The organism is Methylobacterium sp. WSM2598, from assembly GCF_000379105.1.
GTDB lineage: Bacteria > Pseudomonadota > Alphaproteobacteria > Rhizobiales > Beijerinckiaceae > Methylobacterium.
Window position 1 is genome coordinate 7,008,112 of sequence record NZ_KB900609.1, and the last position, 22,200, is coordinate 7,030,311.

Below are 22,200 nucleotides of genomic sequence, written 5' to 3' on the forward strand. Positions count from 1 at the left end.
GTCTCGCCCCGCCGCGGCGGGGCGCCGGTTCGCGGGAAGAGAGGGCGCCGGGCGGGGGATCCCCGCCCGGGATCGAGGCTCAGATCAGCTTGGCGAGGGCGACCGCGGTGTCGGCCATGCGGTTCGAGAAGCCCCACTCGTTGTCGTACCAGGACAGCACCCGCACGAAGGTCCCGTCCATCACCTTGGTCTGGTCGATGTGGAAGGTCGAGGAATGCGGGTCGTGGTTGAAGTCGATCGAGACGTTCGGGGCCTCGGTGTAGCCGAGCACGCCCTTGAGCGGCCCGTTCGCCGCCGCCTTGATCGCCTCGTTGATCTCGGCGACCGAGGTGGCGCGCTTGGCCACGAACTTGAAGTCGACGACCGAGACGTTCGGGGTCGGCACCCGGATCGAGGTGCCGTCGAGCTTGCCGTTCAGCTCCGGCAGGACGAGGCCCACCGCCTTGGCGGCGCCCGTCGTGGTCGGGATCATCGACAGGGCCGCGGCGCGGGCCCGGTAGAGATCCTTGTGCATCTGATCCAGCGACGGCTGGTCGTTGGTGTAGGAGTGGATCGTCGTCATGAAGCCGCGCTCGATCCCGACCGCGTCGTTGAGCACCTTGGCAACCGGCGCGAGGCAGTTCGTCGTGCAGGAGGCGTTCGAGATCACGAGGTGGTCGGCGGTCAGCTTGTCGTGGTTGACGCCGTACACGACGGTGAGGTCGGCGCCGTCCGAGGGGGCCGAGACGATGACGCGCTTGGCGCCCGCGTCCAGGTGGGCCTTGGCCTTGTCGCGCGCCGTGAAGATGCCGGTGCATTCCAGGGCGATGTCGACGCCGAGCGCGCGATGGGGCAGCTCGGCCGGGCTCTTGATCGCGGTGACGCGGATGCGCTGGCCGTCGACCACGATGGCGTCGCCCTCGACCTTCACCTCGCCCGGGAAGCGGCCGTGCACGGAATCGTAGCGCAGCAGGTGGGCGTTGGTCTCGACCGGCCCGAGATCGTTGATGGCGACGACCTCGACGTCCGTGCGCCCCGCCTCCTTGATGGCGCGCAGGACGTTGCGCCCGATGCGTCCGAAGCCGTTGATGGCGACCTTGACCGTCATGTCGATGACTCCCGAGAGCGGGCGGGGGTGCCGGCGCCCCGCCTCGTGGTGCGGCCCGGGCCTGCGAGCGCCCGTGCGGGTGGATGGGGTTGCCGGGTGATATGAGGTGCCGCGGGCGGGACGGCCATCCCGCGCGCGCCGGAGGTCCCGTTGCGGGCGGCGCGACCGAGGAGGGCGGGAGGCGTCACGGGAACCCGAGATCTGCGGCTGTCCGCCGGCCGACATGGCCGGGCGCGAGCGCGGGCTTCCTAACATGACACCCTCCCCTGTCAAATCGGCCCCGCCCGCCGCCCCGCGGCGGTCCGCGCCCGTTGACGGGAGCGCCCCGGCCGGGCGATTGCGGGCCGCGCGGCCAGCGTCTAGGCTCGGGCCGGGGTGAGGAGTTCAGGGGTTCAACCATGAGTGCGGCCGTGGACGACGCGCTGCGCCGGCTCGATGCCGCCGTCGCCCTGCTCGACGCCGCCGTGACCCGTCGGCTCGACGCCGAGCGCAGCCGGGGCGACCTGGAGGCCGAACTCGCCCTGATGCAGGAGGACCGGGCCCGCCTCGCCGCCGAGCTCGACGCGGCCCTGGGCCAGCTCGCCGAGGCGGTGGCGGTGACCGACGACGTCGAGCATCGCCTCGGGCGGGCGATCGGCACCGTCGAGACAGTGCTGACGCGCAACCGCGCGGAAGGGTGAGGATCCGGATGCCTCAGGTGACGGTGAGCATCGCCGGCAAGACCTACCGCATGGCCTGCGGCGAGGGCGAGGAGCGCCACCTCGAGGAGCTGGCGCGGGGCTTCGACGCGCGGATCGGCGAGATGCGCAAGGCCTTCGGCGAGATCGGCGACATGCGCCTGCACGTCATGGCGGCGCTGATGGTCTCGGACGAACTCGCCGAGACGCGCCGCCGGGTCGAGGCGCTGGAGCGCGAGACCGCCGCCCTGCGCGAGGCCGCCGCCGCCGCCAGCAGCGAGCGCGAGGCCGTGGAGGGCCGCATCGCCGAGGGGATCGGCCGGGCCGCCGAGCGGATCGAGGCCGCGGTGCGCCGGCTCGTGCCCGGCCCGCAGCCGGGCGCGGCCGAGCCGTAAGCCCCGCGTCGCCGGCGGGGACCCGGCAGCCGCCCGCACCTGCGGCGCGGATGCATCAGTGTGACCCACGCACAACGGGCGCTTCGCATCCGCACAAGCGCGGCGGTTTTAAGCTTGGCTTTATGCCGGGCCCGTTTACGGCTTGGCGATGGGTTCCGCCGCACGATGCGCGGCAGTTCACGCATCGCTCCTTCCCCAGCCGAGAGTTCCCCGAGAGGCTCCCATGCGCCGCTTCGCCCCTGTTCTGGCCGGGCTCGCCTGCGCCGTCGCCGCGTGGGCGGCCCCCGCCGCCGCCTACGAGATCGACCCCCTCACCCGTCAGCCCCTCAACCAGGGCCTCAGCGTCACGGTCCGCCCCTCCGCGACGGCCGCCGATCCGACCTCGCCGGCGGCGATGGACACGACCGTGCCGAAGATCAGCCCGGTCCCGCGCGAGACCGTGTCGTATGACGGTCCCTACGGCGCGGGCACGATCGTGGTCTCGACCGCCGAGCGGCGGCTCTACTACGTGCTCGGCGGCGGCCAGGCCCTGCGCTACGGCATCGGCGTCGGCCGGCCGGGCTTCACCTGGGGCGGCATGCAGACCATCACCATGAAGCGCGAGTGGCCGGATTGGCGCCCGCCGTCGCAGATGATCCGCCGCCGGCCCGACCTGCCCCGCTACATGAAGGGCGGACCCGAGAACCCGCTCGGCGCCCGCGCCATGTATCTGGGCGGCACGCTCTACCGCATCCACGGCTCGAACGAGCCGGAGACGATCGGCACCGCGGTGTCCTCGGGCTGCATCCGGATGACGAACGACGACGTCATGGATCTGTACACCCGCGCCAAGGTCGGCACGAAGGTGGTGGTGCTGCGCTGAGCGCAGCGGCACGGCGCGCGAGGGCCGGCGGCGACGCCGGCCTTCGTCGTCTCAGACCAAATCCGATCGACCTTCGCTCGCGCGCCGCGCGGGCGCGCGATCCGGGATCCGCCGTGATCAACCGGATCCCGGATCAGGCCTGCCCGTCCGCGAACAGGTCCGGGCGGCGCAGGCGCAGGGTCTGGATCAGCACGAGGGTCTTGAGGTCGGGGAGCGCCCCGGAATCGGCCATCCGGGCGAGGCCGGCGAGCGGCACCTCGACGACCGTGATCGCCTCGTCCTCCTCGGCGAGGCCCCCGCCCTCCCCGGCCCGGTCGGCCGCGGCGTAGGGCGCGAGGTAGAGGTCGAGCACCTCGGTGGAGATGCCGGGCATCGCGTGGACCCGGCCGAGGGGTTCCAGTTCCGCGAGGTGCACGCCCACCTCCTCGAAGGCCTCGCGCCGGGCGCAATCGGCCGGGTCGGCCTCGTCGAGGCGCCCGGCCGGCGCCTCCAGCAGGTCCTCGGCCGCGCCGGTGAGCGCGACCGGCGCCCGGAACTGGCGCACCAGCAGGGCGGTGCGCCGGTCGGGATCGTAGGGCAGGACGGCAACGGCCCGGCCGTGATCCTCCACCTCCCGCGTCACCGTGCGGCCGTCGGGCAGGCGCAGTTCGGCGAGGAGGTAGCGCGCCCAGCCCTCGTACAGCACCCTCGTGCCGGTGATCGCGGGGCGGGACGCGGCGGAGGGGCTGGGCATGGGGCTTCCGGTTTCCGGGGGAGGCGCCCTCGCGGGCGCACGCGGTGTCGCGGGGAACGGCGCCAGCGTCAACCGTCCGCGGCGGCGCGGCGAATCTCGAAGACCAGCACGCCGCCGGCCTCGCGCGCGGCCTCGAGCCGGTCGCCCGTCTCGTGCAGCAGGTGCGGGATGTCGATGGCGGCGAGCGGGTCGGTGCAGCGCACCACGAGGCGGCGGCCGGGGGGGAGCCCCCGCAGGGCCTTGCGGGTGCGCAGCACCGGCAGCGGGCATTTGAGCCCGCGCAGGTCGAGATCGTCGGCGCCGGACTCGTCGGTCGTGTCGCTCACCGGGGGCTCCACAGGGCAGCGGCCCGGCGCGCGGGGCGCCGGGCCGCCGATCGTGCTCGGGCGGCGCCGCCGTCAGGGGGCACCGCCGCGGGGCGGCAGCTCAGTAGCCGTAATAGCCGTAGGCCGGGTAGCCGTAGCTGTAGCCGTAGGCCGGGGCGGCGTAGCCGTAGGCGGGAGCGGCGTAGCCATAGGCCGGGTAGCCGTAGCCGTAATCGTAGTAGCGCGGGGCCGCGCTCGCCGCGATCGCGCCGCCGATCAGGCCGAGGGCCGCGCCGGCCGCCAGCGCGCCGCCGGCGCCGCGGCGATAGCCGTACCCGCGGTAGCCGTAGCCCCGGTAGCCGCCGTAATAGCCGCCGCGCCAGCGGACCTGGTCGAGGGTCGCGGGCGCGCCCGCGACGGCGGCCGAGGTCGCGGCCGGGAGCGGAGCTGCCTCGGCCGTGCTGGCGAGGCCGGTGCCGAGCGCCAGGACGGCGCTGCCGGCCAGGGCGATGGTCTTCATCCGCGACATGCTGGGTCTCCTGTTGCCAGATCGGACCGGCGGCGAACCGCGGCCCTGCTGGGCTCTAGAACGGGCAAGGGCAGGCCTCGTTCCCGTCTTCGCCCCGTTGTCCCGCAGGTCAGATCCGCCGCCCGGGAATGACGCGCCCGCTTGGCGCCGCATCGATCGCAGAGGAGCGCGCGCGCGCGGCGCGCCGACTGTGCGGAAGCGCATGCGAGGCGGCGCCGACATCAGCGCTGTGCTTGCGCGGGACGCCCCGTCCCTGCGTCAAAACGCGCACATCTCGAAGACCGGGTCGACCGAGCCGTTCCAGGGCCCCGCGTAGAGGGCGAGCAGGTCCTCCGCGCGGGTGCGGCCGGCCACGATGGCGTGCAGGGGCGCGAGGTGGAGGGTCTCGTCGCGCCCCTGCGCGTCGAGGCGGGCGCGGGCGCGCAGGCCCGCCTCCGCGATGGAGAGGGCCTCGCGGGCGACGTCGCGCAGGCTGCGCCCGGCGATCGCGGCGTCGAGTCCCCGGCGGGGGGCCTCCGCCCGCAGCGCCTCGCGGGCGGCGGCGTCCCAGCCGTCGATCAGGTCGATCGCCGCGTCGAGGGCGGCGGCGTCGTAGAGGAGCCCGACCCAGAAGGCGGCATTCGCGGCGATCATCCCCGGATCGCCGACATCCGCGCCCCGCATTTCCAGGAAGCGCTTGAGCCGCACCTCCGGGAAGGCGGTGGAGGCGTGGTTCGCCCAGTCGGAGCGGGTCGCGCGCTCGCCCGGGAGGGCGGCGAGCCTCCCCGCCATCAGGTCGCGGAACGAGGCGCCGCTCACGTCGTGGTAGGTCTCGCCCCGCTTCACGAAGTACATCGGCACGTCGAGGAGCCAGTCCGCGTAGGCCTCGTAGCCGAAGCCGGGCTCGAAGGCCCGCGGCAGCATGCCGGTGCGGTCGGGATCGGTGTGGCGCCAGATCTCGGAGCGGTAGGACAGGAAGCCGTTCGGCCGGCCGTCCGTGAAGGGCGAGTTGGCGAAGAGCGCCGTCGCCACGGGCTGGAGCGCGAGCCCGACCCGCATCTTGCGCACCAAATCGGCCTCGGAGGCGAAGTCGAGGTTCACCTGCACGGTGGCGGTGCGCAGCATCATGTCGAGGCCGAGGCGGCCGACCTTCGGCATGTAGGCCTGCATGATGCGGTAGCGGCTCTTGGGCATCACGGGCGTCTCGGCCCGCGTCCATTTCGGGCTCGCGCCCAGCGTCAGGAAGCCGATGCCGAGGGGATCGCCGGCCGCCCGCACGGCGTCGAGGTGCTGGGCGAGTTCGAGGCTGGTCCGGTGCACGTCGGCGAGCGGGGCGCCGGACAACTCGAACTGGCCGCCGGGCTCCAGCGAGATCGCCCCGCCGCCCTCCGGCCCGGCGAGCCCGATGGCCCGCCCCGCATCGACGATCGGCTCCCAGCCCGTCGCCCGCCGCAGGCCGTCGAGGAGCGCCCCGATGCCCCGCTCGCCCGCGTAGGGCACCGGGGAGCGGTCGGCGCGGTAGAACGGCACCTTCTCGTGCTCGGTGCCGATCCGGAAGGCGGCGGCGGGCTTCTCGCCCTCCGCGAACCACTCGATCAGCTCGTCCCGCGTGGTGAGCGGGGTCGCGTCGGACTCGTCGCGCGCCATGCGCCACCTCGTCGTCGGTTGCTCGGATCCGGCAGAGACCCCGCCGAAACGGTCGCGCTTAGATAGGCCGCGGCCCCCCGCGCCGCAACGCGGAAACCTCGGGGCGCCCTCCAAGCCGGCGCCGCCCTCTTCACCGGTCGTTTACCGCAGGACCACGTCGCCGGGCAGTCCCCTTTGACTGCGAACGGAGAGCGAACAAACATGGTCTCAACAGCGAACGAGGTCCGCCCCATGATCCTACGCAAGATCCTTCTCGGTGTCACGGAGATCGCCTCGATGGGGCTGCTCGCGGGCGCGGTGGCGTTCTGGGCGGTGGCGCTGGCGCCGGTCCACTGAGCCCGGCCCCAACGATCTCTGTGGAAGGCGGCCGGAATGCCGGCCGGTGTGGCCGCGCCCCTGCTGACTCTCTCCGGCCGAGCCTGCAAAGCTCCCCTGCTCCAAGCGGCACACGCGGAGGGCGCCGGGTGCGGGTTCTCAAGGACGTCGGCTTCGTTCACCTCCACACCCATTCCTCCTACTCGCTGCTGGAGGGGGCGCTGAAGCTCGGCGACCTCGTCAAGGCGGCGGCCGGCGACCGCCAGCCGGCGCTGGCGCTCACCGACACCAACAACCTGTTCGGGGCGCTGGAATTCTCCGAGAAGGCGGCCGGCCTCGGCATCCAGCCGATCGCCGGGATCCAGCTCTCGGTGCTGTTCGAGGCGCCCGAGCCCGGCCAGCGCGGCGGGCCCGCGCCCCTGCCCCACCTCGTGCTGCTCGCCAAGGACGAGACCGGCTACGGCCACCTCCTGAAGCTCGCGAGCCTCGCCTATTTCGACGGTCCCCTCGGCGAGGCGCCCCGGGTCCCGGTCGAGGCCCTGCGGGATTGCGCGCCGGGGCTGATCGCGCTCACCGGCGGGCCCGGCGGCCCGCTCGATTCCTGCCTGCGGGCGGCGCGGCCGGAGCACGCGGCGGGCCGCCTCGCGCGGCTCGTCGAGGCCTTCGGGGAGGATCACCTCTACGTCGAGATCCAGCGCCACGGCCTGCCCGACGAGCGGGCGGTCGAGGCCGAGCTGATCGGCCTCGCCGATCGCCACGGCCTGCCCCTGGTCGCCACCAACGAGCCGTTCTTCGCGCGTCCCGAGGATTACGAGGCGCACGACGCGCTCCTCGCCATCGCGGAGGGCCGCCTCGTCTCGGACGAGAAGCGCCGCCGGCTCACGCCGCGCCACGATTTCAAGACCCGCGCGGCCATGGCCGAGCTCTTCCGCGACCTGCCGGACGCGCTCGCGGCGAGCGTCGAGATCGCGATGCGCTGCGCCTACCGGGTGCGCACCCGCAAGCCGATCCTGCCGAGCTTCGGGGTGAGCGGCGGGCCGGCGGCGAGGGATGCCGCGCAGGCGGGCTCCCCCCCCCCGGCGGGCGATCCCGCCCTCGACGAGGCGGGGGAGCTGAAGCGGCAGGCGGAGGCCGGGCTGGCGCGCCGCCTCGCCGAGGCCGGCCCCGCCGAGGGGCTGAGCGAGCAGGATTACCGGGACCGGCTCGCCTACGAGATCGGCATCATCACCAAGATGAAGTTCCCGGGCTACTTCCTGATCGTCTCGGACTTCATCAAGTGGGCCAAGGCCAACGACATCCCCGTCGGGCCCGGCCGCGGCTCGGGCGCGGGCTCGCTGGTGGCGTGGTCGCTCCTCATCACCGACCTCGACCCGCTCCGCTTCGGCCTGCTGTTCGAGCGCTTCCTCAACCCCGAGCGCGTCTCGATGCCGGATTTCGACATCGACTTCTGCGTCGTCGGGCGCGAGCGGGTGATCGAGTACGTGCAGAGCCGCTACGGCGAGGCCCAGGTCGCGCAGATCATCACCTTCGGCACGCTGCTCGCCCGCGGCGTGCTGCGCGACGTCGGCCGCGTGCTGGAGATGCCCTACGGGCAGGTCGACAAGCTCACCAAGCTGGTGCCGCAGAACCCGGCGAACCCGGTGACCCTCGTCCAGGCCATCGAGGGCGAGCCGCGGCTGCAGAGCGCCATGGAGGAGGAGCCGGTCGTCGCCCGGCTCATGGAGATCGCCAAGAAGCTGGAGGGCCTGCACCGCCACGCCTCGACCCACGCGGCCGGCGTGGTGATCGGCGACCGGCCGCTCGAGGCGCTGGTGCCGCTCTACCGCGACCCGAAGACCGGCATGCGGGTCACCCAGTTCAACATGAAGTGGGTGGAGCAGGCCGGCCTCGTGAAGTTCGACTTCCTCGGCCTCAAGACCCTGACGGTGCTGCGCGGCGCCACCGACCTGCTCGAGCAGCGCGGCATCACCCTCGACCTCGCGGCCCTGCCCCTCGACGACGAGCTCACCTACGAGCGCCTGCGCAAGGGCGAGGTGGTCGGCGTGTTCCAGGTGGAATCGGCGGGCATGCGCAAGGCGCTCGTCGAGATGTGCGCCGACCGCTTCGAGGACCTGATCGCGCTCGTCGCCCTCTACCGGCCGGGCCCGATGGCCAACATCCCGGTCTATTGCGAGCGCAAGCTCGGGCGCGACGCCGGCAACGAGGCGGTCTGGTACCCCCATCCCAAGCTGGAGCCGATCCTGGCCGAGACCTTCGGCATCATCGTCTACCAGGAGCAGGTGATGGAGGTCGCCAAGGTGCTCGCCGGCTACTCGCTCGGCGACGCCGACCTCCTGCGCCGCGCCATGGGCAAGAAGATCAAGGCCGAGATGGACGCCCAACGCGACCGCTTCCTCAAGGGGGCGATGGAGCGCGGCCTCGACAAGGCCAAGGCCAACGAGATCTTCGACCTGCTGGCCAAGTTCGCGGATTACGGCTTCAACAAGTCGCACGCGGCCGCCTACGCGCTGATCACCTACCAGACCGCCTACCTGAAGGCGAACTACCCGGTCGAGTTCCTGGCCGCCTCGATGTCCCAGGACCTCGACGACACCGACAAGCTCGCCGAGTTGCGCCAGGACGCGCAGCGCTTGGCGATCAAGGTCGAGCCCCCGTCGGTGAACCGCTCCGGCGTCACCTTCGAGGTGCATGACGGGACGATCCGCTACGCGCTCGCGGCGATCAAGGGCGTGGGGCGGGCCGCGGTCGAGGCGATCGTGCAGGCGCGGGGCGACCGGCCCTTCCGCGACCTCGGCGACTTCGCCCGCCGCCTCAACCCGCGGCTGGTCAACAAGCGCACGCTGGAGAGCCTCGTCGGCGCGGGCGCCCTCGACGAGATCGAGCCCGACCGGGCGCGGGCCTTCGCGGCGATCGAGCCGATGCTGCGCCTGGCGCAGGGCGCGCTCGAGGCCGAGACGGTCGGGATGACCGACATGTTCGGGGGCGTCGCCGCCGCCACGGTGGCGCTGCGCATCCCGCCCTACGATCCCTGGCCGGCCGCCGACCGGCTCAAGAAGGAGTACGAGGCGGTCGGCTTCTTCCTGTCGGGCCACCCGCTCGACGAGTACGGGGAGCTCCTCAAGAAGCTGCGCGTCCAGACCTGGGTCGAGTTCTGCCGCTCGGTGCGGGCCGGCAACAGCGTCGGCCGGGTCGCCGCCACGGTGCTCGACCGCTCGGAGCGGCGCACCAAGACCGGCAACAAGCTCGGCATCGTCAACCTCTCGGACCAGACCGGGCATTTCGAGGCGATCGTGTTCTCGGAGGGGCTGCAGCAATACCGCGAATTGCTGGAACCCGGGCGGGCGCTCGCCCTCCAGCTCCAGGCGAGTGCCGAGGGCGAGGACGTGCGCGCCCGCATCCAGACCTGCGAGCCCCTCGACCAGGCGGTGGCCCGCTACCAGAAGGGCATGCGGATCTACCTGCGCGACGAGCGCCCGATCCCGAGCGTGCAGCAGCGGCTCACCACCCGCGGCGAGGGCGAGGTCTCGCTGATCCTGATCCTCGACGGGGGCGAGCGCGAGGTCGAGGTGAAGCTGAGGGACCGCTACCAGGCGAGCCCGCAGATCGCCGGCGCGCTCCGGGCGGTGCCGGGGGTGGTGCAGGTCGAGGTGAATTGAGGTCGAGGTGAATTGAGGCGCGGCGCCCTCCCGCCGATCCGCGCCGATGGCCCGGTCGCGGGTCCCGCAGGATCACGCCTCGGGCGGCATCCTGCGCGCCGCGAGCGACAGGACCAGCGCCCCGGCGAGCGACGAGGCGAGCGAGCCGAGCAGCACCCCGAGCTTGGTCTCGGCCTCGAATTCGGGATGGGGCGCGAAGGCGAGCGCGCCGATGAACAGGCTCATGGTGAAGCCGATGCCGCAGAGCAGCGCCACCCCGTAGATCTGCTGCCAGGTCGCCCCCGCGGGCTTCTTGGCGAGGCCGGCCCTCACGGCGAGCCAGACCCCGCCGAAGACGCCGACCTGCTTGCCGAGGAAGAGCCCCGCCGCGACGCCGAGCGTCACCGGGGCGACGAGCGCGTCGAGCCCGAGCCCGCGCAGCGACACGCCCGCATTGGCGAAGCCGAAGATCGGCACGATCGCGTAGGCGACGACGGGCTGGAGCGCGTGTTCGAGGGCGTGCAGGGGCGAATGCGCGTCGTCCGGCCGGCCCGGGCTCGGGCGGCAGGGGATCGCCAGCGCCAGGATCACGCCCGCCACCGTGGCGTGCAGGCCCGAGCGCAGCACCACCAGCCACAGGGCCGCCCCCAGGATCAGGTAGGGCCCGAGCCGGCGCAGGCCGACCCGGTTGAGGGTGAACAGCATCGCGGTGATCCCGGCGGCGAGGCCGAGCATCGGCCAGGACAGGTCGGCCGTGTAGAAGAGCGCGATGATCAGCACCGCGCCGAGATCGTCGAGGATCGCGAGCGCGGTCAGGAAGACCTTGAGCGAGACCGGGGCCCGGGAGCCGAGCAGCGCCAGCACGCCGAGCGCGAAGGCGATGTCGGTGGCGGCGGGGATCGCCCAGCCGCGCAGGGTGGCGGGCGTGTGCCAGTTGAGGGCGGCGTAGACGAGGGCGGGCGCGATCATGCCGCCGAGCGCCGCGATGCCGGGCAGCGCCCGGTCCGGCCAGGTGCGCAGGCCCCCGTCCAGGAACTCGCGCTTGATCTCCAGCCCGACCAGCAGGAAGAAGACCGCCATCAGGCCGTCGTTGATCCAGTGGAGCAGGCTGAGCGGCCCGACCTCGGCGTGGAGCCCGTGCGCGTAGGCCTCGCCGAGGGGGCCGTTGGCGACGACGAGGGCGAGCAGCGCGCTGCCCATCAGCGCGACGCCGCCGCCGGCGCTGCTGGAGAGGAGGCTGCGCAGGGCCGAGAGCGGCCGCGGGAACCGGCGGGGGGGGCGCTGTGCGGTCATGGGGCCCCCTGCCAGGAATCGAGAGTGGGTTCAACGCCGCGGGTTGGACCCCCGTTCGGGCGCCCGGGCCCGATCGGCACGCCCCCCGCGACGGAGACACCTGATGGACCTCACCTGGAGCTACCCGGTCGAGTTGCGGTGGGAGGAGGGACGCTACCACGCCTACGCGTCGGGCGAGCCCGCCGCGATGGCGTCCGGCGCGAGCGTCGAGGCGGCCCTCGACGGGATGACCAAGTCCCTCACCGCGCTCGCCTACTTCGCCATGGCCAACGGCGAGCACCTCTCCCTGCCGAGCCCGGCCACGCGGGCCGAGACCTACCGGGTGGTGCTGCCCGCGCGGCTCGCCGCGAAGGCGTCGCTCCACGTCCTGCGGCACCTGAGCGGGCTCGGCGAGGAGGCCCTCGCGGCGCGGCTCGGATGCCCCGTCGCGCAGGTGAGGCAGATCCTGGATCCCGACCACGCCACGGAGATCGAGGCGATCGAGGCGGCCGCGCGGGCGCTCGGCGGGCGGATCACGGTCGGGTTCGCGGCGGGCTGACCACCGCCGGCCCGCAGGGCGGCCCGGGGGGCCCGCAGGGCGGGCCGGGGGGCCCGCAGGGCGGGCCGGGGGGCCCGCAGGGCGGGCCGGGGGGCCCGCAGGGGCGCCCCGCTCAGCCCGGCGGCAGGCGGCCGAGCGCCGCCCGCACCAGCGCGAGCCCGTCCTCGCTCGCCCACTCGGCCGGGCCCTTCATGACGCCGATCTCGCAGCCGGCCTTGTCGAGGAGGAGCGTGGTCGGCAGCCCCACCACCTCCCCGCTCTTCTGCAGCACCGGCAGCACGCGCCCGCCCGGATCGGCGTAGTAGGCGAGCCGCGCGATCCCGTTCTCGCGCAGCCAAGCGGGCGGGCGCTCCGGGTTGCGGGTGTCGAGGTTGATCGCCACGACCTCGAAATCCGGCCCCCCGAGCGCCGCCTGGAGCCGGTCGAGGGACGGCATCTCGGCCTTGCAGGGGGCGCACCACGTCGCCCACAGGTTCAGGAGCACGGTCCGCCCCCGGAGGTCGTCGAGGCTGCGCGGCCTGCCGTCCGGCCCCGTGAAGGACAGGGCGGGGGCGGGTCTGGGGGCGGGATCGACCTGCAGCGCCGCGACCTCGCCGCGGGAGAAGGGCGCCACCCGGGCGGCGGTCGCGGCGGCCGCCCGGCAGGCGCCGCTGTTGCCCGGACTGCCCGCGGCGTATAGGGCGGCGCCGAGCGCCAGTGCCGCGGCGGCGATCCCGCCTCCCAGGGCGAGGGCGAGCGGCGTGCGGGCGAGATGAGGTGCGGACATGAGCAACCGGATGTGGGGCGGGCGCTTCGCGAGCGGCCCCGCCGAGATCATGGAGGAGATCAACGCCTCCATCGGCTTCGACAAGCGCCTCGCCCCCCAGGACATCCGGGGCTCGCTCGCCCACGTGGCGATGCTGGGGAAGACGGGGATCCTGCCGCAGGCGGATGTGGCGGCGATCGAGGCCGGCCTCAAGACGGTCCAGGCGGAAATCGAGTCCGGCGCCTTCACGTTCCAGCGCGCCCTCGAGGACATCCACATGAATGTGGAGAGCCGGCTCACCGAACTCGTGGGGCCGGCCGCGGGCCGCCTGCACACCGCCCGCTCGCGCAACGACCAGGTCGCCACCGACATGCGCCTGTGGGTGCGCGACACCCTCGACGCCCTCGACGCCCAGGCCGCCGACCTGCAGCGGGCGCTGGCGGCGCTCGCCCTCGCGCATTCCGGCACCGTGATGCCGGGCTTCACCCACCTGCAATCGGCCCAGCCCGTCACCTTCGGCCACCACCTACTGGCCTACGTGGAGATGCTGGGCCGCGACCGCGGGCGCTTCCGCGACGCGCGCGCGCGGCTCAACGAGTGCCCGCTCGGCGCGGCGGCGCTCGCCGGCACCTCCTTCCCGATCGACCGCCACGCCACCGCGGCGGCGCTCGGCTTCGACCGGCCGACCGCGAATTCCCTCGACTCGGTCGCCGACCGCGACTTCGCCCTCGAAGCCCTCGCGGCCGCCGCGATCGCGGCCGTGCACCTGTCGCGCTTCGCCGAGGAGATCGTGGTCTGGACCTCGGCCCAGTTCGGCTTCGTGCGGCTCTCCGACCGCTTCACCACCGGCTCCTCGATCATGCCGCAGAAGCGCAACCCGGACGCCGCCGAACTGGTGCGGGCCAAGGCCGGCCGGGTGATCGGGGCGCTGGCCGGCCTCCTCATCGTCATGAAGGGGCTGCCCCTCGCCTATTCGAAGGACATGCAGGAGGACAAGGAGGGCACCTTCGACGCGCTCCAGACCCTCTCGCTCTGCCTCGCCGCGATGACCGGGATGGTGCGCGACCTCGAGCCGGTGCCGGAGGTGCTGAAGGCGGCGGCGGGCGCGGGCTACGCCACTGCCACCGACCTCGCCGACTGGCTGGTGCGGGAACTCGGCCTGCCCTTCCGCGACGCCCACCACGTCACCGGCCGCCTCGTCGGCAGGGCCTCGGCCCGGGGGGTGGGGCTGGAGGCGCTGAGCCTCGCCGAGATGCGGGAGGAGGAGCCTCGCATCACGGAGGCGGTCTACGCCGTGCTCGGCGTCGAGAATTCCGTGGCGAGCCGCACCAGCTATGGGGGCACCGCGCCCGCCAACGTGCGGGCGCAGGCCGAGCGCTGGCTCGCCGCGCTCGGCGACACGCAGTGATCCGAAATCCGACGGATTGCGTCGCAATGCGGATTTCGGCTTCGCTCAAGCGCCGCGCGGGCTCGTGATCCGACGGATTGCGTCGCAATGCGGATTTCGGCCTCGCTCACGCGCCGCGCGGGCTTGTCATGCGCTGGCCGGAAGTGATCTTCCGGACAGCTTATGATTGGAACGGAGGACACCCCATGGATCTCGGCCTCACGGGCAAGCGCGCCATCGTCCTGGCGTCGAGCCGCGGCCTCGGGCGCGGCATCGCCGAGGGTCTCGCCGCGGAGGGGGCGAACGTCCTCCTCGCGGCGCGCAGCGGCGAGCGCCTGGACCAGGCGGTGGCGGCCATCAACGCCCGCGGCCAGGGCCGCGCCTTCGCGGTCGCGGGCGACCTGAAGGACAGCGTCGAGGCGATCCACGCGGCCGCGCAGCAGCATCTCGGCGGGGTCGACATCCTGGTCGCCAACACGGGTGGCCCGCCGGCCGGCCAAGCGACCAATGTGGCGCCTGAGGCCTGGGCGCCGCAATTCGACGCCATGGTGGTGCCGGTGATCCGGCTCGCCGGCCTCGTCCTGCCGGGCATGCGGCAGGGCGGCTTCGGGCGCATCCTGATCGTGGCGTCGAGCGGCGTCGAGCAGCCGATCCCCAACCTCGTGATGTCGAACGCGCTGCGCGCCTCGCTGGCCGGCTGGGCGAAGACGCTGGCGAGCGAGGTCGCGGCCGAGGGCGTCACCGTCAACATGATCCTGCCGGGCCGCATCGAGACCGACCGGACCGGCGAGCTCGACGCCGCCAACGCCAAGGCGCAGGGCAAGAGCCCGGCCGAGATCGCCGAGGCCGCCCGCGCGGCGATCCCCGCCCGCCGCTACGGCCGCGTGCAGGAATTCGCCGACGTGGCCTGCTTCCTCGCCTCCGCGCGGGCCTCCTACGTCACCGGCAGCATGATCCGGGTCGACGGCGGCGCGATCCGGTCGGTCTGAGCCGCGGGCGGCCGCCGTCCGGACCACGCGGCATCGCTCGAAATCGAGCGACCGCGTTTGCGGGACGTTGCAACCTCCCGGCGAGGATAGCGGGATATCAACCCGCCAGGGGGACGCCGTGGGGACGCTCGAACTCGAAGACCGGCTCCGGGCGCTCGAGGCGCTCACGACGGAACTGATGCGCACGCTGCTGCGGGCAAAGCTCCTGGGAGCGGAGGAGGCCGAGCGCCTGCTCGACCGGGTCGAGGAGCGGATGACCGGCGAGGCCGGGGCGGTCTTCGCGGCCCAGCTCCTCGCGGACGGGATCGGGGCCGACCGGGGCCCTCTCCTGGAGGAGCCGGAGGCGCCGATCCGCAGCGCCTTCCGGCATCTCCTCTACGGCCCGGCCTCCCGGGCCTGACGCGGCGCCCTCGCGGGGAGCCGCCCCGGGTCGGGACGCGGGCGCCGCATCCGCCATCCGGTTGATGGCTGCGCCATCTCCCATCTCGGCCATGCGGATGTCGGCGTCGCTCAGGCGCCGCGCGGGCTTGGGATCCGGGATCCGCTTCGATCAAGCGGATCCCGGATCAGGCGAACAGGCTGGTGAGCAGGCTGCCCAGCATCGCCAGTCCGGCGATCTTGATGATGAAGCCGAGATCCTCGATCCGCTCGCGCATGGCTGCCTCCGTGGGCTTGGCAGGTCCGTTCTGCTGGCGACCGGAATACGGCGCCGGCCGGGGCCCGGCGGTGCGGTGCAGCACAGGAGGCGCGGCCCCTCACCGCGGCCCGGGCAGGCCCGCGCCGGGCAGGTTCTGGGCGGGCAGGTTCTGGGCGGGCAGGCCCGGCGCGACCTTGGCCGCCCGCACGAGGCCGAGGAACTCCGCCCGGTAGCCGAAGGGGTCGTCCCCCCGGGCCGGGGCGGCGATGCGGATCACGTCGTCGAGGGAGAAGCGGCCGGTATGCTTGCCCCCGCGCAGGATCTGCCCGAAGGCCGCGACCGCGGCGGCGAACCGGGCCTCCTGCGGCGCCTCGGCGAAGCGCGCGGCCTCGCCTTCCGGGCCGACCGGCGTCTCGATCAGCGTGCTCTCGCGCGCGTCCGGGCGCTTGAAGCGGATCGCCACGTGGGCGTAGTCGCGGCTCGCCGGGGCGGGCGCCGCCTCGCGGGGGGCGTAGCGCAGGTCGCCGGTCACCCGCTTCCCGTCCGCGGGCACGATCTCGTAGAGGGCCGTCACGGTCTGGCCGGAGCCCACCTCGCCGGCATCGGCCTCGTCGTTGGCGAAATCGGCCCGGTCGAGGGGGCGGGTCTCGTAGCCGATCAGCCGGTACTCGGCCACGGTCGCGGGATTGAACTCGACCTGGATCTTCACGTCCCTGGCGATCGGGATCAGGGTCGAGGTCGCCTCCTCCACCAGCACCTTGCGGGCCTCCTGGGCGGTGTCGATGTGGGCGGCGACGCCGTTGCCGTCCTTGGCCAGGGCCTGCATCAGCGCGTCGTTGAGGTTGCCCATCCCGAAGCCGAGGACCGACAGGAAGATGCCCTTCCGGCGTTCGCGGGCGACGAAGCCGGTCAACTCGTCCCGGCCGGTGATGCCGACGTTGAAGTCGCCGTCGGTGGCGAGGATCACCCGGTTGACCGCCTTCGGGTCGAAGTGGCGCGCCGCGAGGGCGTAGGCCTGCCGGATCCCCTCCCCGCCCGCCGTGCTGCCATGCGCCTGCAGGGTCTCGATCGCCGCCAGGATCCGGCCCGCCTCGCCGGCGGGCGTCGGCTCCAGCACGGTGCCGACCTCGCCCGCATAGGCGACGAGGGCGACGCGGTCGCGGGCATCCAGGGTCGTGAGCAGCATGGCGAGGGATTGCTTGACCAGGGGCAGCCGGTTGGGCGCCGCCATCGAGCCGGACGTGTCGACCAGGAAGACGAGGTTCGCCGGCGGGCGCTCGGCCGGGGCGACCGCGTAGCCCCGGATGCCGATGTGGAGGAGCTTGCGGCCCTCGGCCCAGGGGCTCGGAAAGACCGAGGCCGTCACCCGGAACGGCGCGTCGGGGCTCGCCGGCGCCGGATAGGCGTAGGGAAAGTAGTTGATCAATTCCTCGGTGCGCACCGCCGCGGGCGGCGGCAGGTGGTTGCGGTTCAGGGCGTCGCGCACGATACCGTAGGAGGCCGTGTCCACCCCGAGGGAGACGGTCGAGACCGGGGCCTCGCGGGTGATGCGGAAGCCCCCCTCCGGCGCGTTGGCGAAGCGGTCGCGGCCGACGGGCTCGGACGGGACCGGGGCGGTCTCGCCGGCCGCCCGGGCCATCGCGGCCGGGCCTCGCGGCGAGGCCTCGAACCGGAAGCCTCCCGAGGACCGGAAGGCCTGGAGGGTGCGGCCCGCATCGGCCTCGCCGGCGCGGTTCCGGTCCAGCGCGGGGGCGGGAACCGGCGGCGCGCCCGCCGCCCGGGGCGCGACGGCGGCGGGCGGAGCGGCCGGGCGCGGCGCGGGCAGGATCGGCGGGGTCAGGACCGGCGGGGGCGGCGCCGCGTCCGGGATCGGCGCGGCCTGCGCCCGGGGCGCGGGTCGGGCCTCGGGCCCGGCGGAATTCTGCCGGTCCGCCCCGGAGGCCGGGGCGGCGGGTGCGGGCGGTTCGGCATCCTCGCGGGCGCGATCCTCGCGGGCGCGATCCTCGCGCAGGATGGTCCAGGCGGCGGGACCGGCGAGCGCGGTCATCAGGGCGGCGGCGATGAGCGGGCGGGCGCGGCGCATGAGGGGAGGTCTCCCGAGGATCTGCCGCTCCCTCGGACGCACCGGCGCGCCGGATCCTTGGACACCGGATCCTTGGACACCGGATCCTTGAGCCTCGCCGTGCAGCGCGTCGAAGCGCGCGAGCGCCGCCGCAACCGCGCGCTCGCGCGCCTGCGGCGAGGGGGCGGGCGGGGGCGTGAGGGCGGGATCAGGCGCCATGGCTTTCCTCCCCGGAGGCCTTGAGACGGCGGCGCAGGTCGTGCAGGCGCCACGAGACGGTGGATTCGGCGAGGCCGAGAACGGCGGCCGCCTCGGCGTGGGTCAGTCCCTCGCCGTGGACCAGGATGACGGTCGCGCGCAGGGCCGGGTCGAGCCGGGCGAGTTCCCCTGCGAGCCAAGACCGCCGGTAGAGGTCGCGTCCGTCGGGGGGCCGGGCGAGGCCGGCCCAGACGGCGAGCCCCCGCCGGAGCCGGTCCAGCGCGCCCCGGCGGCGGTGATGGTCGCGGCAGGCATTGATCAGGATCCCGGTGAGCCAGGTCGCGACCCGCGCCTCGCCCCGGAACCCGGCGAGCTTGGCCGGCAGGGCGCAGCAGACCTCCTGCACGAGGTCCTCCGCATCCTCCCGGGAGCCGGTCATGCGCCACGCGACGCGGTGCAGCCGGTCGTAGTGGCGCCGCAGCAGCGTCTCGAAGGCCGCTCGATCGCCCTGCCCCGCTCGCGCGACCAGGTCCGCGTCGGGATCGGGCGGCGGGATCGCGGCCTTCGGGGAAGCCGGCGGCGTGTCGGGGTGGAGCATGGCGAGGTCCCGCATCGGACGATCCCGGCGGCCCCGCGGCCGCGCTCGCCCCCTTGGACGCGGCGGGCGACGGAATCCTTGGAGCCGCCTTGAAGCGCATTCGCCCGATCCAAGCCGCGCGCCGGCGCACTCTGGTGTTTCGCACCCGCAAGGTTACATGCACGCATGAGGGACCGGGCGCCTTCCCGCCCGCCAGGAGTGACGAGACGTGGCGATCACCCGTGAGGACGTGCTGCAGGCGCTGTCGGGCGTGACGGTGGACCAGAAGGGCACTCCGCTTCCGGCCTCGGGGCGCCTCTCCGAGATCGTGATCGGCCCGGGCGACCGGGTGATGTTCTCGATCGGGATCGATCCGAGCGAGGCCGAGGCCTTCGAGGCGGTGCGGCGGGCCGCCGAGGTCGCCGTGCTCAGGCTGCCGGGGGTGACGGGCGCGCTCGCGAGCCTCACGTCCGAGCGGCCGCAGGCCCGGCCGCAACCGCCGAAGCGGCCGGCCGGTCCCGGCGGGGCGCCCCGGCCCGGGCCGGCGCTGCCCGGCATCCGCCACGTGGTCGCGGTGGCTTCCGGCAAGGGCGGGGTCGGCAAGTCGACCACCGCCTGCAACCTCGCCCTGGCCCTGAAGGCGCAGGGCCTGAAGGTCGGCCTGCTCGATGCCGACATCTACGGCCCCTCGGTGCCCAAGCTGTTCGGCCTCGACCGGAAGCCCGAGACGGTGTCGACGCCGGAGGGCCAGCGGATCGTGCCCCTCTCCGGCTACGGCATGCCGGTGATGTCGATCGGCTTCCTGATCCAGGCCGAGACGGCGATGATCTGGCGCGGGCCGATGGTGCAATCGGCCCTCACCCAACTCCTGCGCGAGGTGGCCTGGGGCGACCTCGACGTGCTGGTGGTCGACATGCCCCCCGGCACCGGCGACGCGCAGCTCACCCTGGCCCAGGCGACCCCGCTCGCGGGCGCGGTGATCGTCTCGACGCCGCAGGACCTCGCGCTGATCGACGCGCGGCGGGGCGTGACGATGTTCAAGCGGGTCGAGGTGCCGATCCTCGGCATCGTCGAGAACATGGCGACCTTCGTCTGCCCGCATTGCGGGCAGGCCTCGGCCATCTTCGGGCATGGCGGGGCGCGCCACGAGGCGGAGCGCCTCGGCGTGCCCTTCCTCGGCGAGGTGCCGCTGACGATGGCGATCCGCGAATCCTCGGATGCGGGCCGTCCCGTCGTGGCGGTGGACCCGGACGGGCCCCAGGCCGCGATCTACCGGGAGATCGCGGCGCGCCTCTGGGCGGGCCTGTCGGGGGCTCCCGCCGGCCGCACGCCGCCGCGGATCGTCATCGAGTGAGCGTCCCGCCCACCCTCGGGGTGATCCTGGGCGGCGGCCTCGCCCGGCGGATGGGGGGCGGCGACAAGCCCCTGCTGCGGCTCGGCGGCGAGACGCTGCTGGCGCGGGTCGCCGCGCGGCTCGCGCCGCAATGCGCCGCGGGCGTGGTCCTGAGCGCCAACGGCGATCCGGCGCGCTTCCGGCCCGCCTTCGCGGGGCCTGTCCTGCCCGATTCGGTGCCGGACGCGCCCGGTCCGCTCGCCGGGGTGCTGGCCGGGCTCGACCACGCCGCCGCACATCACCCGGGCGTCGCCTTCGTGGCCACGGTGGCGGGCGACACGCCCTTCCTGCCGGGGGATTTCGTGGCCCGGCTCCACGCCGCCCGCGCGGCGGCCGGCACGCCCCTCGCCACGGCCGCGTCGGGGGGCCGGGCGCATTACGTGGACGGGCTCTGGCCGGTCGTGCTGCGCGACGACCTGCGGGCGGCCTTGGTGACGGAGGGCTTGCGGCGGGTCGGGCAGTGGATCGCCCGGCACGGCACCGCCGAGGCGGCGTGGCCGTCCGAGCCGGTCGATCCGTTCCTGAACCTCAACACGCCCGACGACCTGGCCCTGGCCGAGGCGCTCGCCGCCCGCCACGGGCGCTGAGCCGTCTCGGCGCGGCAGTGCCACCGAGCCGCGAAAGGAAAAAGCCCGGCTGCGCGGGGCAGCCGGGCCAAGGAACGACCTCTGAGAGGAGACCAGAAGAGCACAGGCGCCCCGGCAACGAAACGGGAACCTGCGCGCATCCGCGTCGAGCCCCCCGGAGGCGGAGCGCCGAGGATGCCGCTGCGCCACGGGCAGCGCTGTCCCATGGAACGGCGCCCCCGGAACGCAGCGTTCCCGAAGCCGGGCCCGGTCTTCGGCGGCGAACGACAGCCGGATCGCGCCCGGCCGCCATGCGCGGTCTCGCGAAGACTTGCAGCGGGAGACGCCGGCCGGTCACCCGGTCCGCGCGCCCTTGAGGAAGCCGGCCGCGAGCGCGCCGGCCGCGCCGAGGAGGGCCAGGACGTTCGCGGCCGTGCCGGGATCCTGGAAGAAGGCCGCCAGGGCCGGCCGGCCCGCCAGGCTCGCCGCCACCGCCGCCGCCGAGAGCAGCCCGGTCACCACCCCGGGCGTCAGGATCTTGGTCATCGTCTCTCTCCAGGTTGGCGCGCCGTCCGGCGGCGCGCGAGACATCGAGGGCCGCGCGGATCAGCCCCGCGCGAGCGTCCGGCCCGAGGGCGCCGGTGCGGCCCGGCCGGCAGCGGAAGGCCCGCCGGAGGGGGCGGGCCGGGCCGGTCCCGGGCGGGTGAGCGGCGCCATCGGGTCGGGCGGCCGCGGCGCGGGCCCGGGCGGCGGCCCGGCCGGCACCGGCGCCGCGTCGCCGGCGCGCGCCCTCGGCAGGGCCCGCGCGTAGGGCGTCCGCGCCTGGTCGCGCTCCGCCCGCCGCCGCGGCAGGATCGCGGCCGGCCGGTTCCACAGCAGGAACGCCTCCGCCGCCCCCGCGAGGTCGCCCGCATTGGCCTTGCGGACGATGGTCGATTCCGCGAAGCGCACCGGGCCGATGTTGTAGGCGAGGCTCGCGCAGGCATCGAAGAATTCCTGCGGCACCGGCTTCGCCAGCGCCCTGCGCACCGGGTCGACGTACGTCTCCACCGCCTGCGCGAAGAGCCGGGCGCTCTCGGCTCGCGTGATGCGCAGCCCGGGCCTGACCACGATCAGCCCGGAGGCCGTGGTGATCCCGACGCCGATGGTCCAGACGCCCACGCTGTCCTTGTAGGCGGTCAGCCGCTCGCCTTCGCGCGCCCGCAGGACCGCGCGGCCGATGGGTGACAAGTCCACGACGTGCCTCCGGGAGAGAGGGGCCGCCCGAGGCGGCCGCGGGTCGTGCGGCGGGGCGGCCGCTCAGGCCGCGGGCGCCGCGGCGGGCGGACGGGCGGCCTCGCGCAGCAGCGCGTCGCGCTCGGCCGTCGCCGCCGCGAGCTGCCGGCGCAGCCCCTCCCGCTCGGCCTCCGCCGTCGCCAGCGCCGCCGCCTTCGCGTCCCGCTCCGCCGTCATCGCGCTCAGCACCTCCCCCAGCACCGCCGCGACCTCCGCCCCGGCGATCGGCACCGGATCCGTCTCGCGCTCGGCGTAGACCTCGCCCGTCGCCGGATCCGCCACCCGCTCCAGGTCCTTGCGGTGCGCCGCGATCGCACCGCTCGCCGCAATCCGGAACAGCACCTCGTAGAGGTGCACCGTCTTCTCGATCGCCATC

Annotated in this window: 22 protein-coding genes; 10 read left to right on the top strand and 12 right to left on the bottom strand. The window is 74.3% G+C overall.

What is annotated here, in order from left to right:
• Positions 1-79: 79 nt before the first annotated feature.
• Positions 80-1,087, bottom strand: coding sequence for a type I glyceraldehyde-3-phosphate dehydrogenase (gene gap, locus MET2598_RS0132610; protein WP_018263693.1), 1,008 nt, complete (start codon positions 1,085-1,087; stop codon positions 80-82).
• A 398-nt stretch (positions 1,088-1,485) separates the two neighbouring features.
• On the opposite strand from gap, the gene MET2598_RS0132615 reads away from it, so the two are divergent.
• The 3 genes from MET2598_RS0132615 (at position 1,486) to MET2598_RS0132625 (ending at position 3,021) form a co-directional block, all read left to right on the top strand.
• Positions 1,486-1,767, top strand: coding sequence for a DUF4164 family protein (locus MET2598_RS0132615; RefSeq protein ID WP_012335655.1), 282 nt, complete (start codon positions 1,486-1,488; stop codon positions 1,765-1,767).
• Positions 1,768-1,775: 8 nt separating this feature from the next.
• Positions 1,776-2,159, top strand: a complete 384-nt coding sequence (locus MET2598_RS0132620) for a cell division protein ZapA (protein WP_018263695.1) — start codon at positions 1,776-1,778, stop codon at positions 2,157-2,159.
• 223 nt (positions 2,160-2,382) lie between these two features.
• Positions 2,383-3,021: a L,D-transpeptidase gene (locus MET2598_RS0132625; protein ID WP_018263696.1), complete on the top strand. Its 639-nt coding sequence runs from the start codon at positions 2,383-2,385 to the stop codon at positions 3,019-3,021.
• Positions 3,022-3,154: 133 nt separating this feature from the next.
• Here the strand turns inward: MET2598_RS0132625 and MET2598_RS0132630 are convergent, their stop codons facing one another.
• The 4 genes from MET2598_RS0132630 to MET2598_RS0132645 form a co-directional block, all read right to left on the bottom strand.
• Positions 3,155-3,754, bottom strand: coding sequence for an NUDIX domain-containing protein (locus tag MET2598_RS0132630; protein WP_018263697.1), 600 nt, complete (start codon positions 3,752-3,754; stop codon positions 3,155-3,157).
• Positions 3,755-3,822: 68 nt separating this feature from the next.
• Positions 3,823-4,080 (bottom strand): sulfurtransferase TusA family protein, encoded by a 258-nt coding sequence (locus MET2598_RS37815; protein ID WP_018263698.1) that lies wholly within the window; start codon positions 4,078-4,080, stop codon positions 3,823-3,825.
• A gap of 100 nt (positions 4,081-4,180) precedes the next feature.
• Complete coding sequence (locus MET2598_RS0132640; protein ID WP_012335650.1) at positions 4,181-4,588, bottom strand: hypothetical protein; 408 nt, start codon at positions 4,586-4,588, stop codon at positions 4,181-4,183.
• Positions 4,589-4,846: 258 nt separating this feature from the next.
• Positions 4,847-6,214 (bottom strand): glutamate--cysteine ligase, encoded by a 1,368-nt coding sequence (locus MET2598_RS0132645; RefSeq protein ID WP_018263699.1) that lies wholly within the window; start codon positions 6,212-6,214, stop codon positions 4,847-4,849.
• 464 nt (positions 6,215-6,678) lie between these two features.
• On the opposite strand from MET2598_RS0132645, the gene dnaE reads away from it, so the two are divergent.
• On the top strand, positions 6,679-10,185 hold the full coding sequence (dnaE, locus tag MET2598_RS0132655) for a DNA polymerase III subunit alpha (protein WP_018263700.1): 3,507 nt from the start codon (positions 6,679-6,681) through the stop codon (positions 10,183-10,185).
• Positions 10,186-10,257: 72 nt separating this feature from the next.
• On the opposite strand, the gene nhaA is transcribed toward dnaE, so the two are convergent.
• A complete protein-coding gene (gene nhaA, locus MET2598_RS0132660; RefSeq protein ID WP_018263701.1) occupies positions 10,258-11,457 on the bottom strand; it encodes a Na+/H+ antiporter NhaA in 1,200 nt (399 codons plus the stop codon).
• A 103-nt stretch (positions 11,458-11,560) separates the two neighbouring features.
• Between nhaA and MET2598_RS0132665 the strand changes: the two genes are divergently transcribed.
• Positions 11,561-11,995 carry a hypothetical protein gene (locus tag MET2598_RS0132665; RefSeq protein ID WP_012335645.1) on the top strand — a complete coding sequence of 145 codons (435 nt, stop codon included), beginning with the start codon at positions 11,561-11,563 and terminating at the stop codon, positions 11,993-11,995.
• A 112-nt stretch (positions 11,996-12,107) separates the two neighbouring features.
• Here MET2598_RS0132665 and tlpA read toward each other — a convergent pair whose 3' ends face one another.
• Entirely contained in the window at positions 12,108-12,761 is a 654-nt protein-coding gene (tlpA, locus tag MET2598_RS0132670) for a thiol:disulfide interchange protein TlpA (protein WP_026191055.1), read from the bottom strand.
• On the opposite strand from tlpA, the gene argH reads away from it, so the two are divergent.
• The 3 genes from argH (at position 12,760) to MET2598_RS0132685 (ending at position 15,516) form a co-directional block, all read left to right on the top strand.
• Positions 12,760-14,148 carry an argininosuccinate lyase gene (gene argH / locus MET2598_RS0132675; RefSeq protein ID WP_026191056.1) on the top strand — a complete coding sequence of 463 codons (1,389 nt, stop codon included), beginning with the start codon at positions 12,760-12,762 and terminating at the stop codon, positions 14,146-14,148. The two genes, tlpA and argH, sit on opposite strands and share 2 nt — an antisense overlap.
• Positions 14,149-14,333: 185 nt before the next feature.
• On the top strand, positions 14,334-15,116 hold the full coding sequence (locus MET2598_RS0132680; RefSeq protein ID WP_012335642.1) for an SDR family oxidoreductase: 783 nt from the start codon (positions 14,334-14,336) through the stop codon (positions 15,114-15,116).
• 118 nt (positions 15,117-15,234) lie between these two features.
• Entirely contained in the window at positions 15,235-15,516 is a 282-nt protein-coding gene (locus MET2598_RS0132685) for a hypothetical protein (RefSeq protein WP_012335641.1), read from the top strand.
• 355 nt (positions 15,517-15,871) lie between these two features.
• On the opposite strand, the gene MET2598_RS0132695 is transcribed toward MET2598_RS0132685, so the two are convergent.
• Together MET2598_RS0132695 and MET2598_RS0132700 are read right to left on the bottom strand one after the other, a co-directional pair.
• Entirely contained in the window at positions 15,872-17,836 is a 1,965-nt protein-coding gene (locus tag MET2598_RS0132695; protein ID WP_018263705.1) for a vWA domain-containing protein, read from the bottom strand.
• Positions 17,837-18,023: 187 nt separating this feature from the next.
• Entirely contained in the window at positions 18,024-18,626 is a 603-nt protein-coding gene (locus MET2598_RS0132700; protein WP_012335638.1) for an RNA polymerase sigma factor, read from the bottom strand.
• Between the two features lie 193 nt (positions 18,627-18,819).
• Here MET2598_RS0132700 and MET2598_RS0132705 point away from each other — a divergent pair, with 193 nt between their 5' ends.
• Both MET2598_RS0132705 and mobA read left to right on the top strand, forming a co-directional pair.
• Entirely contained in the window at positions 18,820-19,944 is a 1,125-nt protein-coding gene (locus MET2598_RS0132705; protein ID WP_012335637.1) for an Mrp/NBP35 family ATP-binding protein, read from the top strand.
• Positions 19,941-20,570 (top strand): molybdenum cofactor guanylyltransferase MobA, encoded by a 630-nt coding sequence (gene mobA, locus MET2598_RS0132710; RefSeq protein ID WP_018263706.1) that lies wholly within the window; start codon positions 19,941-19,943, stop codon positions 20,568-20,570. Before MET2598_RS0132705 ends, mobA begins: the two co-directional genes overlap by 4 nt.
• 333 nt (positions 20,571-20,903) lie before the next feature.
• On the opposite strand, the gene MET2598_RS0132715 is transcribed toward mobA, so the two are convergent.
• The 3 genes from MET2598_RS0132715 to MET2598_RS0132725 form a co-directional block, all read right to left on the bottom strand.
• Positions 20,904-21,095, bottom strand: a complete 192-nt coding sequence (locus MET2598_RS0132715) for a hypothetical protein (RefSeq protein ID WP_012335635.1) — start codon at positions 21,093-21,095, stop codon at positions 20,904-20,906.
• A 60-nt stretch (positions 21,096-21,155) separates the two neighbouring features.
• Positions 21,156-21,785, bottom strand: coding sequence for a lysozyme (locus tag MET2598_RS0132720; RefSeq protein ID WP_018263707.1), 630 nt, complete (start codon positions 21,783-21,785; stop codon positions 21,156-21,158).
• A gap of 63 nt (positions 21,786-21,848) precedes the next feature.
• Complete coding sequence (locus MET2598_RS0132725) at positions 21,849-22,199, bottom strand: hypothetical protein (protein ID WP_018263708.1); 351 nt, start codon at positions 22,197-22,199, stop codon at positions 21,849-21,851.
• Position 22,200: the final 1 nt, after the last annotated feature.

Excerpts from the sequence above, each read along its gene's own strand:
- gap (WP_018263693.1), bottom strand. The coding sequence starts at position 1,087 with ATGACGGTCAAGGTCGCCATCAACGGCTTCGGACGCATCGGGCGCAAC.
- MET2598_RS0132615 (WP_012335655.1), top strand. The coding sequence starts at position 1,486 with ATGAGTGCGGCCGTGGACGACGCGCTGCGCCGGCTCGATGCCGCCGTC.
- MET2598_RS0132620 (WP_018263695.1), top strand. The coding sequence starts at position 1,776 with ATGCCTCAGGTGACGGTGAGCATCGCCGGCAAGACCTACCGCATGGCC.
- MET2598_RS0132625 (WP_018263696.1), top strand. The coding sequence starts at position 2,383 with ATGCGCCGCTTCGCCCCTGTTCTGGCCGGGCTCGCCTGCGCCGTCGCC.
- MET2598_RS0132630 (WP_018263697.1), bottom strand. The coding sequence starts at position 3,754 with ATGCCCAGCCCCTCCGCCGCGTCCCGCCCCGCGATCACCGGCACGAGG.
- MET2598_RS0132640 (WP_012335650.1), bottom strand. The coding sequence starts at position 4,588 with ATGTCGCGGATGAAGACCATCGCCCTGGCCGGCAGCGCCGTCCTGGCG.
- MET2598_RS0132645 (WP_018263699.1), bottom strand. The coding sequence starts at position 6,214 with ATGGCGCGCGACGAGTCCGACGCGACCCCGCTCACCACGCGGGACGAG.
- nhaA (WP_018263701.1), bottom strand. The coding sequence starts at position 11,457 with ATGACCGCACAGCGCCCCCCCCGCCGGTTCCCGCGGCCGCTCTCGGCC.
- MET2598_RS0132665 (WP_012335645.1), top strand. The coding sequence starts at position 11,561 with ATGGACCTCACCTGGAGCTACCCGGTCGAGTTGCGGTGGGAGGAGGGA.
- argH (WP_026191056.1), top strand. The coding sequence starts at position 12,760 with ATGAGCAACCGGATGTGGGGCGGGCGCTTCGCGAGCGGCCCCGCCGAG.
- tlpA (WP_026191055.1), bottom strand. The coding sequence starts at position 12,761 with ATGTCCGCACCTCATCTCGCCCGCACGCCGCTCGCCCTCGCCCTGGGA.
- MET2598_RS0132680 (WP_012335642.1), top strand. The coding sequence starts at position 14,334 with ATGGATCTCGGCCTCACGGGCAAGCGCGCCATCGTCCTGGCGTCGAGC.
- MET2598_RS0132695 (WP_018263705.1), bottom strand. The coding sequence starts at position 17,836 with ATGCGCCGCGCCCGCCCGCTCATCGCCGCCGCCCTGATGACCGCGCTC.
- MET2598_RS0132700 (WP_012335638.1), bottom strand. The coding sequence starts at position 18,626 with ATGCGGGACCTCGCCATGCTCCACCCCGACACGCCGCCGGCTTCCCCG.
- MET2598_RS0132715 (WP_012335635.1), bottom strand. The coding sequence starts at position 21,095 with ATGACCAAGATCCTGACGCCCGGGGTGGTGACCGGGCTGCTCTCGGCG.
- MET2598_RS0132725 (WP_018263708.1), bottom strand. The coding sequence starts at position 22,199 with ATGGCGATCGAGAAGACGGTGCACCTCTACGAGGTGCTGTTCCGGATT.